At 56.7% G+C, this 16706-nt stretch carries 15 protein-coding genes; 7 read left to right on the top strand and 8 right to left on the bottom strand.

Annotated features, from left to right (window positions below):
- Window positions 1–49 precede the first annotated feature (49 nt).
- Window positions 50–1411 (top strand): magnesium transporter, encoded by a 1362-nt coding sequence (gene mgtE / locus ATI45_RS09305; RefSeq protein WP_098419243.1) that lies wholly within the window; start codon window positions 50–52, stop codon window positions 1409–1411.
- A gap of 65 nt (window positions 1412–1476) precedes the next feature.
- The gene (gene yjgA / locus ATI45_RS09310; RefSeq protein ID WP_098419244.1) at window positions 1477–2001 is read left to right on the top strand and encodes a ribosome biogenesis factor YjgA; all 525 of its coding nucleotides are present in this window, start codon (window positions 1477–1479) and stop codon (window positions 1999–2001) included.
- Between the two features lie 38 nt (window positions 2002–2039).
- On the opposite strand, the gene ATI45_RS09315 is transcribed toward yjgA, so the two are convergent.
- The 7 genes from ATI45_RS09315 to ATI45_RS09345 all read right to left on the bottom strand — a co-directional run bounded on the left by ATI45_RS09315 (window position 2040) and on the right by ATI45_RS09345 (window position 11332).
- Window positions 2040–2882 carry a carbon-nitrogen hydrolase family protein gene (locus ATI45_RS09315; protein WP_098419245.1) on the bottom strand — a complete coding sequence of 281 codons (843 nt, stop codon included), beginning with the start codon at window positions 2880–2882 and terminating at the stop codon, window positions 2040–2042.
- A gap of 107 nt (window positions 2883–2989) precedes the next feature.
- On the bottom strand, window positions 2990–6739 hold the full coding sequence (locus ATI45_RS09320; RefSeq protein WP_098419246.1) for a YhdP family protein: 3750 nt from the start codon (window positions 6737–6739) through the stop codon (window positions 2990–2992).
- A gap of 37 nt (window positions 6740–6776) precedes the next feature.
- The gene (rng, locus tag ATI45_RS09325) at window positions 6777–8267 is read right to left on the bottom strand and encodes a ribonuclease G (RefSeq protein ID WP_098419247.1); all 1491 of its coding nucleotides are present in this window, start codon (window positions 8265–8267) and stop codon (window positions 6777–6779) included.
- Entirely contained in the window at window positions 8264–8869 is a 606-nt protein-coding gene (locus ATI45_RS09330; RefSeq protein WP_098419248.1) for a Maf family protein, read from the bottom strand. Before ATI45_RS09330 ends, rng begins: the two co-directional genes overlap by 4 nt.
- A gap of 20 nt (window positions 8870–8889) precedes the next feature.
- Window positions 8890–9366 carry a rod shape-determining protein MreD gene (gene mreD, locus ATI45_RS09335; protein ID WP_098419249.1) on the bottom strand — a complete coding sequence of 159 codons (477 nt, stop codon included), beginning with the start codon at window positions 9364–9366 and terminating at the stop codon, window positions 8890–8892.
- Window positions 9366–10256, bottom strand: a complete 891-nt coding sequence (mreC, locus tag ATI45_RS09340) for a rod shape-determining protein MreC (protein WP_098419250.1) — start codon at window positions 10254–10256, stop codon at window positions 9366–9368. Before mreC ends, mreD begins: the two co-directional genes overlap by 1 nt.
- A gap of 35 nt (window positions 10257–10291) precedes the next feature.
- The gene (locus ATI45_RS09345; RefSeq protein WP_098421705.1) at window positions 10292–11332 is read right to left on the bottom strand and encodes a rod shape-determining protein; all 1041 of its coding nucleotides are present in this window, start codon (window positions 11330–11332) and stop codon (window positions 10292–10294) included.
- Window positions 11333–11600: 268 nt separating this feature from the next.
- Here ATI45_RS09345 and ATI45_RS09350 point away from each other — a divergent pair, with 268 nt between their 5' ends.
- The 5 genes from ATI45_RS09350 (at window position 11601) to gatB (ending at window position 15652) form a co-directional block, all read left to right on the top strand.
- The gene (locus ATI45_RS09350; protein WP_098419251.1) at window positions 11601–11747 is read left to right on the top strand and encodes an entericidin A/B family lipoprotein; all 147 of its coding nucleotides are present in this window, start codon (window positions 11601–11603) and stop codon (window positions 11745–11747) included.
- A 20-nt stretch (window positions 11748–11767) separates the two neighbouring features.
- The gene (locus tag ATI45_RS09355) at window positions 11768–12079 is read left to right on the top strand and encodes a hypothetical protein (RefSeq protein WP_098419252.1); all 312 of its coding nucleotides are present in this window, start codon (window positions 11768–11770) and stop codon (window positions 12077–12079) included.
- Between the two features lie 298 nt (window positions 12080–12377).
- A complete protein-coding gene (gene gatC / locus ATI45_RS09360; RefSeq protein WP_007352652.1) occupies window positions 12378–12665 on the top strand; it encodes an Asp-tRNA(Asn)/Glu-tRNA(Gln) amidotransferase subunit GatC in 288 nt (95 codons plus the stop codon).
- Window positions 12666–12712: 47 nt separating this feature from the next.
- Complete coding sequence (gatA, locus tag ATI45_RS09365) at window positions 12713–14170, top strand: Asp-tRNA(Asn)/Glu-tRNA(Gln) amidotransferase subunit GatA (RefSeq protein ID WP_098419253.1); 1458 nt, start codon at window positions 12713–12715, stop codon at window positions 14168–14170.
- A 21-nt stretch (window positions 14171–14191) separates the two neighbouring features.
- Window positions 14192–15652: an Asp-tRNA(Asn)/Glu-tRNA(Gln) amidotransferase subunit GatB gene (gene gatB / locus ATI45_RS09370; RefSeq protein ID WP_098419254.1), complete on the top strand. Its 1461-nt coding sequence runs from the start codon at window positions 14192–14194 to the stop codon at window positions 15650–15652.
- Window positions 15653–15671: 19 nt separating this feature from the next.
- Here the strand turns inward: gatB and ATI45_RS09375 are convergent, their stop codons facing one another.
- A complete protein-coding gene (locus ATI45_RS09375) occupies window positions 15672–16622 on the bottom strand; it encodes a LysR family transcriptional regulator (protein ID WP_098419255.1) in 951 nt (316 codons plus the stop codon).
- Between the last annotated feature and the right edge of the window lie 84 nt (window positions 16623–16706).

A 16706-nucleotide genomic window follows, 5' to 3' on the forward strand; every position in this document is an offset into this window, starting at 1 on the left:
CGCCTGCAAGTCCGCTATAATACAGCCGTTTTCTGACCGCGGATGAGCCATGACCGATATTCTGGAAAAAAGCCAGGCACGCCAACGCCTTCGCTCATTAGGCGAGGCGCTGGACAGTGGCGCCCTGAAACAGGTCGCACGCATCCTCAATGGCGGCCTCAGCCCCAGTGATATCGCTCACCTGCTGGAATCATCGCCTCCGCGGCAACGGACGCTGCTGTGGAATCTGGTCGACAAACAGCTTGAAGGCGAAGTTCTTCAGTATCTGAACGAAGACATTCGGGGCGATTTCCTAAGCAAATTCAACGCTCAGGAGCTGGCCGATCTGATTGAAGACTTTGAGTCGGACGATCTGGCCGACTTACTTCAGCAGCTCCCCGACACGGTGATTCAGGAAGTTCTGAACACCATGGACGAACAAGACCGCCAGCGGGTGGAAGAGGTACTGTCGTACCCCGAAGACACCGCCGGCGGCTTGATGAACACCGACACCATTACGGTGCGCCCGGACATCAGCATTGACGTGGTGCTGCGCTATCTTCGCCGCCACCGCACCCTGCCCTCCATGACTGACAGCCTGATTGTGGTCAGCCGCCGCGATGAATTTATCGGCATGCTGCCGGTTACTTCCTTGCTGGTATCGAATCCTGCCGCCACCGTGCGTGAAGTGATGGACACCGATATTGAGCCCATCCCGGTCAGTCTGTCAGACACCAAGGTTGCCATCCTGTTTGAGCGTTATGACCTGATCTCGGCGCCGGTGGTGGCGGAAAATGGCAAACTGCTGGGCCGCATCACCATTGATGACGTGGTCGATGTTATCCGCGAGGATGCCGATCACTCGCTGATGCGGATGGCGGGTTTGGACGACGACGAAGATACCTTTGCGCCGGTGTGGAAAACCTCGCGCAGGCGCGCGGTTTGGCTGGGCATTAATCTAATGACCGCGTTTATCGCCTCTGGAGTGATCGGTCTGTTTGAAGAGACCATCACCAAGGTGGTGGCACTGGCGGTGCTGATGCCCATTGTGGCCAGTATGGGCGGCATTGCCGGCAGCCAGACCCTAACACTGGTCATCCGCGGTATGGCCGTTGGTCAGATCAGCAGCGCCAATGTAGGCTGGTTGTTAAACCGCGAGTTTCTGGTGAGTGCAATGAATGGCGTGTTGTGGGCTTTGGTAGTGGCCGGCGCGGCTACCCTGTGGTTCAAGGATATTATGCTGGGCGCTATTATTGCCGCGGCGCTGGTGATCAATCTTGTCGCTGCAGCCCTGGTGGGCACCGTGTTACCGTTGTTTCTGAAGTCGCGTAACATTGACCCAGCACTGGCTGGCAGTGTGATTCTAACCACCGTCACCGACGTTGTCGGGTTTGTGTCCTTTCTTGGCCTCGCGACTCTTTTTTATGCGTGAGTTGTTTAAATCCAGATAGTTTTTACATCTAAATAGCTTTTTACACCTAAGTAACCGGTAATATCATGATTGATCATAACGAAGAAGAGTTTGAATACGACGGCCCCAGCAAGTCCCAGCTCAAGCGCGAGATGCACGCGCTGCAAAGCATGGGCAAGCAAATGCTGGAGCTAAACCATGAGCAGCTCGACAGCCTGCAAATCAGCGACACGCTGCGCCGCGCCATCGACGAATCGGTCCGCATTCGCCAAAACGAAGCCAAGCGCCGGCACCTGCAATACATTGGCAAGATCATCCGTCAGGAGCCCGACCCCGAGGCCCTGCAGGCCGCTATCACCGCGTTCTCCGCGGGCAGTGTAGAGCACACCCGCCGCCATCACCTGGCTGAGCGCTGGCGCGACCGTATCATCACCGAGGGCGATAGCATTATTGGCGAGTTTTTAAGCCACTGCCCGAGTGCGGATATCCAGCATTTGCGCAATCTGGCACGTAATGCCCGCAATGAAGTGCAGAAGCCGCAAAGCGCCGGCCACGGCCGAAAACTATTCCGCTACCTGCGCGAGTGCATTGACGCCAACGAGCAAATGTAAGCCAGCCAAAAGCGTTTTGCGTGCTTACGTAACGGCCGTTACAGGCGGCGATGACTCCATACCGGCATGTGCTGGCGCAGTTGATCCAGCCAGTGTTTGTCCAGCGCTGCGGTTACCATACCGGGGCCATCCTCGCTAACCTCGGCCAGCACACTGCCCCAGGGGTCGCAAATCAAACTATGGCCGTAGGTGCGGCGCTGGCTGCTGTTGTGCCCGCCTTGCCCGGCCGCCACTACGTATAGCTGATTTTCAATGGCACGCGCCCGAATCAGCGCGTGCCAGTGGGCATTTCCGGTTTTCCAGGTAAAGGCGCTGGGCAGGCACACCCAGTCAGCACCTTTGTCACGGAGCGCACGGAACAGCTCCGGGAAGCGCAGGTCGTAGCAAACCGCCAGCCCCAGGCGCCCTGCTGGCGTGTCCACGGTAACCACCTGATCTCCCGCTTCGAAGGTATCCGACTCACGGTACTGGCCGTGGGCATCGTCCACTTGGGCATCAAACAGATGAATCTTGTCATAGCGCGCCACTTCGTCGCCCAGATCATTGAACACCAGGCAACTGGCTCGCACCCGGTCAGCAATGACCGACCCATCCGGGCGCAGAGCCAACGGCAATGAACCGCCTACAATCCAAAGCTTCAGGGTTTTCGCCTGTTGTGCTAGAAAAGTTCGAATAATGCTTTCGCTACCAGCCTCCTGCTGCCCGCAGGGAAGCATTTGATCGCTAGCCAACACTGCGAAATTTTCCGGCAGTACCGCCACCTTTACGCCCGCCTCCGCAGCCTGCTGTAAAAGTGCGGCGGCAGCCTTCAGGTTGTCCTGAAGCTGATGCCCACTGACCATTTGCAGGGCCGCCAAAAGCGCCGGGGATTGCTGTGTCATTGCCACACTCCTTCATTGTTATCGCCAGATATCTTTGTTGTTACTGCCCGATACCTTGCGTTTGTGCCCATTACCAACGCGATTATGAACCCTAACTGCAGCGGAGTTCAGTCACCTGCGCCAAACACACCCTGCAAGTTGGTTTTGGGCTCGTCCCAAGTTCCAGACACTTTATAACTGGCACTGGTCAGCTTGCTTAACGGATCGCCCAGTATTTTATCCAGCACAAACAGAGCACCGCCAATCGGTGCTCCTGCCCCCATTAGCAGAGCCGCCAAAGGCAGATTCTGGGTTAACGGCACCACCACTACAAGCCGCATATCCAGAGTCTCAGAAGCCATATCGGTGGTGCCGCTGAGTTTGAAAGCTCCGGAAGGGCCCACAATCTGTAATTCCGGGTTCAGGGTTAACCGCCCATTGGCAATCTGCGCCTTGCCGGAAAGCGCATCAAACGCCACGCCACGCTCATACAAGTCTGAGAAGTCCAACTGCAGCCTACGCCATAAGGTATCGGTGTTCAGCAGGTTGAACACGCGAAAAAGCTGGGCACTGTTGTTTTGTTGCAGAATCACACCGTCTTCCAGAGTCATACTGATATCGCCACTCAGCTGCTCAAGTCCAAACTGATCCGGGCGACCTGGCCATTCCAGCGCCAGTTCAATATTGGTCGCAAGGTTCTCTAGAGGTATATCCGCACCAAACAACCCTCCAAGTTCAGCCAGTTCGCCCCCCGTGACGCTACCTTTAAAACGGCTAACTTGATTTTGCCCTTGCAACAGCCAGTTGAATTCACCCGCCAGCGCCAGGGAATCCAATTTGCCCTCAATGGACCCGATGTTTACACCACCAGCCTGGGGGCGCAGCAAGAATGACCATTGCCCCAGCGGCTCGCCGGCCAGGGCGAGCTGAGCTATGCGAACATTTGCGGAAGGCCAGTCTTGGGGCCGCAGCTCGGCCGCGGCGCCTGAGTCAACGCTATCGCGCAGGTTCGCCGCTGCAGTAGGTGTTGGGTCCTGCGAATCGTTACGGGGCAAGTTCAGGTGTTGTAAATCCACCGTCAGCTCAGAACCGTCGTTCGGAACTTCAATGCGCCCGCTGACCAGGTCTGAGTCCAATCGCACTGTCCATTGTTTATCCAGATCCAGAGCACTGATGTTTATATCACTTAATCGACTGCCACCCAGCTGAAGGTAATCCACGCGGGCATCAAACCCGATGTCCAGTGTACGCACATAGCCATGGCCTCGATTTTCCCAATTCACTCCAAATGCCACACCGTCTTTCACCGACGAATCCAGAGTCAGGCGCAAGGGCGCGGTCTCGGCCGCCGCTTTTTCGAGAGACCCGGGCCAGTCTATAGCCAGACCGCGCAAGTCTGAATACAACTCCAGCTCTGGCGGGCTTGCCGCCATCAGAACCAGATCAGCGCTGTAGGCTAAGGCTCCGCTGATGCCGTAGCTGGCATCAGCGTCCACACCGGCTAATTGCCGAAGGGCTTCAGCGTCCAACTGGCCACTCTGGTTGACGGTTAACCCGTCCTGTTCGTTAATACCCAAACCGATGGTGACGGGCTGGCCTTCAAACACCCCCTGCATCGGTGCGCCACTGAAGCCTTGTTCGCTGCGATACCGGGCCTGCCCGCGAATCTGCGCCCATTGCAGACCTGAGGGCAAGTGTTGCAATCCAACATCGTTGGCCGCCACGAGGGCATCCACGGAAAACTGCCGGGGCTGATTTAAAGGTAAGCGCAATGCCAGCTGTAAATCCGCACTTCCGGTAAGCGCAATCTGGCTTAATCCATCGCCGGCTACTTCGCCCAGCGGACTGTTCTTCATCCACAGGTCGAGTGCCTGCGCAGGTACTCGAGCCGCTGTGTTAACACTCACCACAGAGCTATCATTACCGGTGACCAGTCGCACCGTGCTCGGCCGCAATTGCAAGCCACCACTATTTGCCTGTTCTACACTGACCACCGCCGAGCCGTTATGAACTTCCACCCGGCCGCGGGCGCCGGTCACCGCCGGCCACTGTGGATCATAGCGCAGAGTGGCTTCTTCGAACTGGTACCACATAGCCGACATAAACGAACCCGGTGGCGCCCCAGCGCCAATCTGGCCATGGCCGTAATAAGCGCCAGAGGAAATCCGACCGGCCTCAATGGCGGTGGTCAACCATTTATAAAGCTCCGGTGCCACGGCGTACTCTGGCACCAGGTCCGCAATCATTGCGGCGTCGCCGTTTTCAACCTGTACCTGCAAACCCAGATTATCATCGCCGTGCTGGTCCAGGCGCAGATCAAAACCGCCAATCAACTCGGTCTGCTCACCCACACCCAGGCGCATGCCTTCAGAAAATACCCGTATAAGAGCACCGTCAATCTGCCAAGCTACCAGGGCTTTGAAGCGGGGAAACTGCCAGCGTGCCGAAAACAGTTCAGGAAATTCAATTTCTACCGGCTGCTCTGCGGCATAGGTATCCACATAGCCGCCACGGCGGTCAACGTAGATATGCCCCTGCACTTGGCTGGCAGCAGGCGCGCCGTTATGTGCGTTAACTTTGACATCGCGCAGCCGGGCGCTAAGCTGAAAATCGGCCGGGTCCGCATGGGGTATGTCCAGCCTCATAGCGTCCAGAAAGCCTGCGGGTTTATAGTCGGCCAACGCCTCCTGGGCAAGCTGCGGCAATAACGGCAATGCCGCCATCAGCCGGCGCAATGGCCGCAGCGGCAGCGCATCGGCCACAAACCTTACGCCAGCGGAGTCATTACCGGCCTTGGCAGAGCTATTGGGCAGCGCTGCCAGCCGTGCGCTGAACGGCGATACCTGATCGCCGCTCCAACGCCACTGCAGCTGCCGCAGGTGCCATGCACCACTGCCGCCAAGTGTTTGGTCGTCGCGCCGCCATCCGAAACGGGCGCGAATGTCTTCCAGCGGAGCCAACGACATAGCGCCGGCCCCTAATTGCAAATAGGGGGTGCGCAAGGTCCCGTTGACCTGCTCCAACTGGCCGTCACGAAAACTGAGCCAGGCCTGGCCGCCCACATCAAAGCCTTCCACCCGCATATCGCGCCAGCGATAGTCGTCAATCAGACCATCAAACAGGCGCCCGGAAGCAACGTCTACGTAAAGTTGGCCGGTGAACTGACCCAACAGAAAGCTCCGGCCTACCAGGCGAAAACTGGCCAACTGCTGATTGGTGCCGGCTTGCATAGCGCGGCCGGAGGCGCGGAAAAGACCGCGCTGATAAAGCAGATCAAGTTGCGGAATGTCCAGTTGACGCAGGTTGCCACTGCTGTCGGAAACGGCCAGCTGAATGCGTGTGATGCGGACAAAAGGTTTTGAAAGCCAGCGTTCGGCCAAGGCGACCAAGCGCTGCAACGAATTGTCGCTGAACTCAAGACCGCTGCCGGCAAGGACCACCTGCCCAGTCGCTTTCTGGCGCAGGGCTAGATCCAGGCCGTCTGCCTCGAACTTTTCCAGCACCAGGCGCAAACGTAACATCGAGGCCAGAAAATCTACCCGCATTCGCAGATGTCTCAGGTAGGCCAAAGGCTCGTCCTCGTCCAGGCCGGTCTCTGCGACCGTCACATCTTGCGCGCTGAATTCCGGGTTCAACCAATACCAACGCGCCGACAGCTCACCAATGCTAACCGTATAGCCCAACTGCTCTGACAGCTGGGTCTGCAAGGTATCGCGATATTGGTTCATATCCGCGGTCAACTGGCGCCCCAGACCGGCATAAAGAGCTAACAGCAGCAACAGAGCCAGCGCCAGCCACCATACCAGCGTAGACAAACTCGCTAACCAACGCAGCGGCAGGGAATTCGGGGCCGGGGGCGGAGATTCCTGCTTTGACACTGGGCTTTACTCCAAACGCCGGTTGCCAGCAGCAAGCTTACAACAGCACAACATCGTACTGCTCCTGACTGTAGAAAGGCTCGACTTGAAAGCGAATGGTTTTGCAGATAAATGTTTCCAGATCAGCCACGTTATCCGACTCTTCATCAACCAGGAGATCGACAACGCTTTGCGACGCCATCACCAGATAGCTTTCGGTGTCATAAGCGCGATTCACCCGCAAAATTTCGCGGAAAATTTCGTAACAGACCGTTTCACCCGTTTTCAGAAAGCCGCGGCCGTCGCAAATCGGACAGGGCTCACACAGCACCTGGCCCAGGGATTCGGTGGTGCGCTTGCGGGTCATTTCTACCAGGCCCAGTTCCGACACCCCGGTAATCTTGGTTTTGGCGTGGTCTCGCTCCAGCATTTTCTCCAGCATGCGGTGCACCTGGCGTTTGTGTTCGGCGTCTTCCATATCGATAAAGTCGATAATAATAATGCCGCCCAGATTACGCAGGCGCAGCTGGCGACTGATGGCACGAGCCGCTTCCAGGTTGGTTTTGAAAATGGTTTCTTCAAGATTGCGGTGGCCAACAAAGGCTCCGGTATTGATGTCGATGGTGGTCATCGCTTCGGTTTGGTCGATAATCACATAGCCGCCCGATTTCAGCTGCACTTTGCGGCTAAGGGCTTTCTGGATTTCATCTTCTACCGAATACAGATCAAAAATCGGGCGTTCACCCGGGTAATACTCAACTTTATCGGCAAACTCGCTGACGAACTCATGCACAAACTCCATCACTCGCTGATGACTTTCACGACTGTCGATGCGTACTTTTTCAGTTTGAGGACGAATCAGATCGCGAATAGTGCGAATAAACAGCGGCAGATCCTGATAAATCACCGCGGGCGCCTGAACCTTGTCCATGCGCTCGTTAATAGACTGACCAAGCCGGTGCAAATATTTCATGTCGGCGGTCAGGTCCTCTTCGCTGGCAGCTTCTGCAGCGGTGCGAATAATATAACCACCCTGAATAGCTACGGAAGACGCCTGCTCTGCGGCGGCTTCACTCACAATCGCCTTGAGCCGGGCACGCTCGGTGTCGTCTTCGATGCGCTGGGAGATGCCAATGTGATTAACACCCGGCATAAATACCAGATAGCGGGAAGGAATCGAAAGCTGGGTGGTTAATCGTGCGCCTTTGGTGCCAATGGGGTCTTTGGTGACCTGCACCACCAGCGACTGGCCTTCACGCAGCAGGGTGCGAATATCGGGCACCACACGGGGGCCGTCGCTGATGTCATCACTGCCGGGCTGACTGGTAACCACGTCGGACGCGTGAATGAAGGCCGCACGCTCAAGGCCGATATCAACAAACGCGGCTTCCATACCCGGAAGCACCCGCACCACTTTGCCTTTGTAAATATTACCGACAATACCTTTTCGACTGGCGCGTTCGATGTAGGCTTCCTGCAACATCCCGTTTTCAACCAGCGCAACACGGGTTTCTACCGGCGTTACGTTGATCAGAATTTCTTCACTCATGATTGGCGCTCCTTACTGCATGGCCACTGGTTCCACACAGGATAGCCTGCTGCGCTCAGCAATGCCGCGGTTTCCTGCAGCGGCAAACCCACCACCGCGCTGTAACTTCCCTGCAATTGTTCAACAAATATGCCACCAAGGCCCTGAATGCCATAGCTGCCGGCTTTATCCATGGGTTCGCCGGTAGCCACGTAGGCGTCAATTTTCGCCTCCGTCAGACTGCAAAAACTCACGTTGGTGGTCACCAGGCAAGAACGGCAACCATCCGCGCTTACCAGCGCTACGGCGGTGAGCACCTGATGCTGGCGCCCGGACAACGCCCCCAGCATGATTTTGGCATCCGCAGCGTCAACGGGTTTACCCAGAATGACGCCTTCTACTATCACCGCGGTGTCAGCGCCCAATACCAGTGCACCGGGTTGCGCGGCAGCAGCCACAAATAGCGCTTTTTCCCGCGCCATGCGTTCAACGTAGTCGGCGGCAGTCTCAGCGGAGCGCGGGGTTTCATCAATAGCCGCAGGGCACACGTCGAAGAGTGCACCAATTTGCTGCAATAATTCGGCACGGCGTGGAGAAGCCGAAGCCAGTATCAGTGTCTGCATTGACTGCCTCTTGTGCGAGCTTAGCCCAGTCGGCGGTTTATATTGTCCAGCACCAGGCTCAAAAAGGGCCAGACCACCGCGCTGGTCAGCGCCGGCCACAAATACCCGAAACCGGTATTGTCTGCCCCCAGAGACTGCTTGATAACGTGCACCAGCATCTGATTAATCCCCAGCAGCAGAAACACAATGGCGCACTGTTGCGGCAGTGGGTACATACGCAGGCGCTGGTGTATGGTCAGAACCAGAAACGCCACAACCGCCATGGCCATGGCGTTCACACCCAGCGGCGTTGATTCCAGTACATCCAGCAGCAGACCCAGAGCGGCAGCGAGGAAAACGCCAAACTGCGCAGGCGCACGCACTGTCCAGTAAAACACCATTAACGCCAACCATTCGGGGCGAAACTCCAGCCACCCGGAAGGCACCGGAGCAATGCTCAACGTCAGCGCCAACAGCACCGACAGAGCAAACACCGGGTAACTGATCACCGACAGCATCAGCGTTCCTTCTGCAAACGATCAACCACGCTGGTGCTGCCTTTCGCAGGCTCAAGCTGATTTTCAGCACGTTGGTTATCGGGGACAAGAGCTTGAAACACAACCAGCAACATACGGCTCTGATTGAGCGTGGCGGTGGGTGTGGCCTCAATGGTAATAAACGGTTCGCCGGGTTCCTTGCTGATGCGGCTCACTTCAGCGACCGGGTAACCGCGAGGGAAACGCCCGCCCAGGCCGGAACTCACCAGTAGATCACCTTCACGAATGTTAGCGGTATCCGGAACGTGCACCAGTTCAAGGCTGTTCGCTTTGCCGGTGCCCAGCAAAATAGCCCGCAGGCCATTGCGCACCACTTCTACCGGCACCGCATGGCTGCTGTCAGATACCAACAAAACGCGAGCGGTTATCTGGCTGACCTGAATCACCTGCCCCATCAGGCCGCCGGCGTCCAATATGGCCTGGCCTTCGTGAACACCGTCGCTGCGGCCTTTATTGATAACCAGTTCATGGGAAAACGGGTCGGGCGACACGCTCACAACTTCGCTGACAATAACGCGGTCGTCAAGCACTTCGGAGGAGTTCATCAGGCGGCGCAGTTCATTATTTTCGGAGGCCAGAGCGGCATATTTCAGAGCCCGACGTTCCAGAATCAGCAGCCGCGCCTGCAGTTCGTCGTTGTCACGCTTGAGGTCATCTTTGTTGACGAACAAACTGGCCGCCCAATCAGAAAATTGAGTGGGCGCGTTGCCCAGCCAGTAGACCGGTGTCAACCCCGTGGCCAGCGTGCTGCGCACCACTGTCAGCCTGTCAAAGCGCGCATCAGCAACAATCAGCGCCAGCGCCAGCACCACAACCAACAGCAGCCGGAATCCCGGAATCGGTCCCTGCACGAATATGGTTTTAATAGCTTATTCTCCCCACGGGATCAGACCTCTGGGGAGAACATTCCAATGCCACCGCGGTCAATCACTTCCAACGCCTTGCCACCACCACGGGCAACACAGGTCAAAGGATCTTCGGCGATGATCACCGGTAGGCCGGTTTCTTCGCTAATCAGTTTGTCCAGCCCCCGCAACAAGGCGCCGCCGCCGGTCAGCACAATGCCGCGTTCGGCAATATCAGATGCCAGTTCCGGTGGCGCCTGTTCCAGAGCACTTTTAACGGTCTGGACAATTTGCGCCAGGGACTCTTGCAGAGCATCCAGGATTTCTTCGCTGTTTAGCGTGAACGCCCGCGGCACACCTTCAGCCAGATTGCGGCCACGCACGTCAATTTCACGAACTTCCAAACCTTCGTAGGCGCAGCCGATTTCATGCTTGATGCGCTCCGCGGTGGATTCACCAATCAGGCTGCCGTAGTTACGACGCACATAAGTGGCAATAGCTTCATCAAACTTGTCACCGCCTACCCGCACCGAGTCTGCATAAACAATGCCGTTCAAAGAAATAATGGCAATTTCAGAGGTGCCGCCGCCGATATCCACAATCATTGAGCCGCTGGCTTCTTCCACGGGAAGGCCGGCACCGATGGCTGCCGCCATAGGCTCTTCTATCAGGAACACTTCGCGCGCACCCGCACCCATAGCCGACTCGCGAATAGCCTTGCGTTCGACTTGAGTGGATTTGCTGGGCACGCACACCAAAACTCGGGGGCTGGGAGTAATAAAGCTGTTTTCATGCACTTTATGAATAAAATGCTGAAGCATTTTTTCAGTCACCACAAAGTCGGCGATTACGCCGTCTTTCATGGGGCGAATGGCGCTGATGTTACCCGGGGTACGGCCCAGCATACGCTTGGCCTCCGCGCCGACGGCAGCCACCATTTTCTGCGAGTTATGGGTACGAATGGCAACAACGGAAGGCTCATTCAGCACAATGCCGCGACCGCGCACGTAAATAAGAGTGTTTGCGGTGCCCAGATCAATGGACAGATCGCTGGAAAATAATCCTCGGAGTCTTTTAATCAACATTCGTGTAGTTTCAACCTAAGAGTGGCGGCTGCGAAAAGATGCGGCAACTTTAGCAGCGCCCCCCCGCACAGGCAAGGCGCAGCCTTCGCAAAAGCAAATGACCTGCCCGAGCATGAACAAAACGTCATGCATTTACGGGGCCAAAATGCCGCTTTGTGCGACTTGCCGTTTGACGAAAGTCAGCAACTAGACTTTGATTAGACTGAAAATAGCTAACACCAACGCCTTGGCTGGGCGGATTAACCCGCAATAGTGGAGACTTACTATGAAAATTCTCAACGCCTCAATTTTATTGATGGTTCTGGCGCTTGCCGGCGGTTTGTCCGGCTGCAACACCACCGCGGGCGTGGGTCAAGACATTGAAGCTGCCGGTGGTGCGATTGAAGGCGCAGCTGAAGACGCCAGTAATTAAGCATCCGGGATCCGCGGAAAATGTGGCAATGGCGTGGCGCCTATCGATTATTCTGGCGCTGGCTATTGCCGCTGGCCCATTTCCGGCTGCGTTTCGACCCGGCTCCGGCGGCTCTGTTGACCACAATCTCAGGCAAGTACCCGGAAGCGAACTCAGAAGCAGGCTCGCAATCCAAGAACATCAGCCCGATCACACCAACAGCCCTACCCCTGACTCCAGCCGATGAAGCGCTCAATGTGGCCCCGGACACCCACATACCCAAGCAGGTGCGAGAGGAGCGCAACGACGCCACCTCGGAAGACCTGCTGGACGATGCCAGGCCCGTTAAATAAACCTTGAGCTGCTCGTTTAAAGCACCGATCCAAAGTCAGCAGAGTGCCCCGTAACTCTCCCGCAAAGCCCTTAATCTGTTACTATGACGGCCTTATTGCCAAACTCAGATAGAGCGGGTGAGGGCTGGGCTTTTCAAAACTGTGCGGAGCCATGGATGGCGGAGCCCAAGCGCCCCATGGATGGGCTTGAGCGTGTTTTGAAAAGCCCAGCCCTCACCTGCTCTTAACTCCCAACTGAAAAATAAGGCAGTGGCTGTCGAATAACCCCACTAGCCCAATGCAAAGAACCGGAGTCAACGTGACCATTTCCCGCGCAGACATTGAAAAAGTCGCCGTGCTGGCCCGTATCCGTCTTGATGACGAACAGATACCCGCACTGGAAAACGACCTGAGCAACATCCTCAGCCTGGTTGACCAACTCAGCGCCGCCAACACCGACAACGTAGAGCCTCTGGCCCATCCACTGGATGCGGTACAGCGCCTGCGCGCCGACGAAGTCACCGAAAGCAACCAGCGCGAAGCCTTTCAGGCCATAGCTCCGGCCACCGAGAGCGGCCTCTATCTCGTACCCCGAGTGATTGAGTGAATAAAGGGAATCGAGTGATCTGACGAACTATCCCATCAGGATTGAACATGCATAACAAATCCGTAGCAGAGCTTTCCCGCGAACTGGAAAGCGGCAAGATTTCAAGCGTGGAACTGACCCGTGAGTTCCTCGATCGCATCAAAACCGAAGACGGCCAATACAACAGCTTTATAACCATCACCGAAGACCTTGCCATGGCCGATGCCAAAGCCGCTGACGAACAGCGCGCGGCCGGCAATGCCAGCGTCTGGACAGGTGTGCCCTTTGCCCACAAAGACATTTTCTGCACCAACGGCGTGACCACCACCGCCGGGTCGAAAATGCTGGCGGATTTTGTACCGCCCTACGACGCCACAATTGTTGCCAACTTTCGCGCTGCCGGTGCCGTGTGCCTGGGCAAAACCAATATGGACGAGTTCGCTATGGGCTCTTCTAACGAATCCAGCTTTTTTGGCCCGGTTACCAACCCCTGGGGCATGAGTAAGGGCGAGAAGCGCGTACCCGGTGGCTCCTCCGGTGGTTCCGCTGCAGCTATCGCCGCGCGCTTGGTGCCGGCTGCCACCGCCACCGACACCGGCGGCTCCATTCGCCAACCGGCAGCGCTGTGTGGCGTGACAGGCCTGAAACCCACCTATGGCCGGGTGTCGCGCTACGGCATGATCGCTTTCGCCTCTAGCCTGGACCAGGGCGGCACCATGGCGCGCACCGCCGAAGACAACGCGCTGATGTTGAATATAATGGCCGGGTTTGACCCAAAAGACTCTACGTCTGCTGATCGCGCCGTGCCGGATTACACCACAACTCTGAACCAGCCTTTAAAAGGCCTGCGCGTGGGCCTGCCAAAAGAGTATTTCTCCGACCAGCTCAATCCGGCGATGGAACAGCAGGTACGCAACGCGGTGAAGGAATACGAAAAACTGGGCGCGATCGTTAAAGAGGTATCGCTGCCCCACGCCCAACTGGCCATTGCCGCCTATTATGTCATTGCGCCGGCCGAGGCTTCCGCCAACCTGTCGCGCTTTGACGGCGTGCGTTACGGCTATCGCTGCGACAACCCGCAGGATCTGAACGACCTTTACACACGCACCCGTGCCGAAGGCTTTGGCAACGAAGTGAAGCGCCGCATATTAGTAGGCACCTACGCTCTATCCGCCGGCTATTTTGACGCCTATTACCTGAAAGCACAGAAGGTACGCCGCCTGATTCAACAGGACTTTATTAATGCGTTCAAGGAAGTGGACGTGCTGATGAGCCCGGTATCGCCTTCACCAGCCTTTGTGCAGGGCGAAAAAACCAGCGATCCGGTGACCATGTATCTGGAAGACATATTTACCATTGCGGTAAACCTAGCGGGTGTTCCAGCCATGTCAGTACCGGCCGGTTTTGTCAACGGTTTGCCGGTGGGCCTGCAGATAGTCGGCAATTACTTTGAAGAAGCCCGCCTGCTGAACGCAGCCCATCAGTTCCAGCAGGTTACCGACTGGCACCAGAAGCTTCCCCAGTAAGCCCGAATCAGGAGAACCGTTATGCAGTGGGATATTGTGATCGGGCTGGAAATACACGCTCAGCTTGCCACCAAAACCAAGATTTTTTCAGGCTCCAGCACCGCCTTCGGCGCCGAGCCCAACACCCAGGCCAGCGCGGTTGACCTGGCCATGCCCGGCACCTTGCCGGTGCCCAACGAACAAGCCTTCCGTTACGCGGTAATGTTTGGCCTGGCGGTAAACGCCGAAATCGGCCGGCGCTCGGTGTTCGACCGAAAAAACTACTTTTACCCGGATTCGCCAAAGGGCTATCAAACCACCCAACTCGACCACCCTATTGTGGGCCCGGGCTTCGTGGACGTTGATTTAGCAGGCGGTCGTAGCAAACGTGTGCGCATTCACCATGCCCACCTGGAAGAAGACGCCGGTAAATCCCTTCATGAGGATTTTCAGGGCATGACCGGTATCGACCTAAACCGCGCCGGCACCCCGCTGATTGAAATCGTCACCGAGCCGGATATGAACAGCGCGGAAGAAGCCGTCGCTTTCGCCAAAAAACTGCACAGCCTGGTGTCGTCTCTGGGCATCTGCGATGGCGATATGAGCCAGGGCTCGCTGCGCTTTGACGTGAATATTTCACTCAAACCCAAAGGCTCTGACACCCTGGGCACCCGCACCGAAACCAAAAACCTGAACTCTTTCCGCTTTATGGAGCAGGCCATCGCCCACGAAGTGGAACGGCAGATGGACATTCTGGAAGACGGTGGCCGCATCGTTCAGGAAACCCGCCTGTACAACGGCGATCGCGACGAATCGCGCTCTATGCGTAGCAAAGAAGAAGCCAATGATTACCGCTACTTCCCCTGCCCTGATCTGCTGCCGGTGGTGATCGATGAAGCCTTTATCGAAAGTGCGCGCATTCTGTTACCAGAACTGCCGGATGCCCGCAAAGCACGCTTCAAAGAGCAATATAGCCTGAACGACTACGACGCCAGCCTGTTGAGCGACGACGCTCGCCTGTCAGCATTTTTTGAAGACACCGCCGCTCACTGCAAAGACCCCAAGCTGGCAGCAAACTGGGTATTGGGCGAGTTCCTGGCGCGCCTGAACGCAGACAACAAAACCGTTGCGCAGGCACCGATAAGCGGCACACAGCTGGGCCAGCTTGTCGCGCGCATTGCAGACAATACCGTGTCGTCGTCAGGCGCAAAAAAGGTGTTCGAAGCACTGTGGAATGGCGACGGCGGCTCTAAAGTTAATGCGGCTGACGCCATCATAGAAGCCCAAGGTCTGAAACAGGTGTCAGACACCGGCGCTCTGGAAGCCATTGTGGATGAAGTACTGGCTGGCATGCCCGAGCAGATTGCCCAGTACCAGGAAGCCGACGAGAAAAAGCGAAAGAAGCTGATGGGCGGTTTTATGGGGCCGCTAATGAAAGCCTCAAAAGGCCAGGGTAACCCGCGCCTGTTCACCGAAATTCTGCAAAGAAAACTCAACGCCTAAAGTGACGCCTCAGGCGCTTCTATTCCTCGGAGCGCCTGAGGAACAACTGTTCAAACCTGCGAATATTCTGCTGCACATAATCAATAAACGCCCGCATGGCCGGGGTTGGGTGGCGCGCCTGCGGGTACACCACGCACCAGCTGCGCCTGAGCGGAAACCCGGCAATATTCACAATGCTCAGGCTGCCCAGGGCCAACTCGGACAACACCCCCAGCTTTGGTAAAACAGCCACTCCCAGGCCTGCCAACACCGCATGCTTCACCGCGTCGTTAGAGCCAAGCTCCATACTTGGAATCGCTCGCAAACGCTGATTTTGGCAATGCAGCTCCAGCGCCAGGCGGCTGCCAGAGCCGCTCTCACGCACCAGTAGCCCACTGTCCAGAAACGCCTGGGCGCTGACGTTCGCTTGATCAAGCAATGGATGCCCCCGCGGCACCACCGGCACCAGTTCGTTATCCAGAAACGGCAAAGACGTCAGTGGCCGCTCCGCCGGCACCATACCCATAATCACCAGGTCGTCGGCGTTGTCATTCAGCCTTTGCAGCGCCGTTGCCCGGTTCACCACCGACACCGACACGGTTACCTGCGGGTTCAGCTGCAAAAATGCCCCTAACATGTAAGGCACTACATATTGCGCCGTATTCACTGCTACCAGGCGTAACTCCCCTGCCACCTGCCCTTCCAGCGCCGCCAGATTGTTCTGAACCTGCTCCAGTGCGACAAACACCGAACGCACACATTTCGCCATTTCTTCACCGGCGGCGGTGCAGTAAAGCCTGCGCCCAACGTACTCAAACATCGGCAACCCCAGTGCCTGTTCCAGATGCCGCACCTGGCTGCTAATCGCCGGCTGCGTCAACCCCAATAATTCCCCGGCCTTGCTGTAGCTTTTCAAATCGTAAACCGCCTTGAACACCTGAAGCTGGCGAAAAGTCAGGCGACTGGCGAGATTCTGAATGCTTAGCGGCATGGCGTGGGGCCTTCCTGAATCAGTCTATAAGGGATTACTTATACTCAAACAAAATAATATCAATTTTTGCTGAAGAGTCGAGAG

Origin of the sequence: Marinobacter sp. LV10MA510-1 (assembly GCF_002563885.1) — a bacterium.
In the GTDB taxonomy this organism is placed as follows: Bacteria; Pseudomonadota; Gammaproteobacteria; order Pseudomonadales; family Oleiphilaceae; genus Marinobacter.

What these genes read in the sequence shown, in the direction of transcription:
- ATI45_RS09375 (WP_098419255.1), bottom strand. Translation starts at nt 16,622, where the DNA reads ATGCCGCTAAGCATTCAGAATCTCGCCAGTCGCCTGACTTTTCGCCAG.
- mgtE (WP_098419243.1), top strand. Translation starts at nt 50, where the DNA reads ATGACCGATATTCTGGAAAAAAGCCAGGCACGCCAACGCCTTCGCTCA.
- yjgA (WP_098419244.1), top strand. Translation starts at nt 1,477, where the DNA reads ATGATTGATCATAACGAAGAAGAGTTTGAATACGACGGCCCCAGCAAG.
- ATI45_RS09355 (WP_098419252.1), top strand. Translation starts at nt 11,768, where the DNA reads ATGTGGCAATGGCGTGGCGCCTATCGATTATTCTGGCGCTGGCTATTG.
- gatA (WP_098419253.1), top strand. Translation starts at nt 12,713, where the DNA reads ATGCATAACAAATCCGTAGCAGAGCTTTCCCGCGAACTGGAAAGCGGC.
- rng (WP_098419247.1), bottom strand. Translation starts at nt 8,267, where the DNA reads ATGAGTGAAGAAATTCTGATCAACGTAACGCCGGTAGAAACCCGTGTT.
- ATI45_RS09330 (WP_098419248.1), bottom strand. Translation starts at nt 8,869, where the DNA reads ATGCAGACACTGATACTGGCTTCGGCTTCTCCACGCCGTGCCGAATTA.
- mreD (WP_098419249.1), bottom strand. Translation starts at nt 9,366, where the DNA reads ATGCTGTCGGTGATCAGTTACCCGGTGTTTGCTCTGTCGGTGCTGTTG.
- gatB (WP_098419254.1), top strand. Translation starts at nt 14,192, where the DNA reads ATGCAGTGGGATATTGTGATCGGGCTGGAAATACACGCTCAGCTTGCC.
- ATI45_RS09350 (WP_098419251.1), top strand. Translation starts at nt 11,601, where the DNA reads ATGAAAATTCTCAACGCCTCAATTTTATTGATGGTTCTGGCGCTTGCC.
- ATI45_RS09315 (WP_098419245.1), bottom strand. Translation starts at nt 2,882, where the DNA reads ATGACACAGCAATCCCCGGCGCTTTTGGCGGCCCTGCAAATGGTCAGT.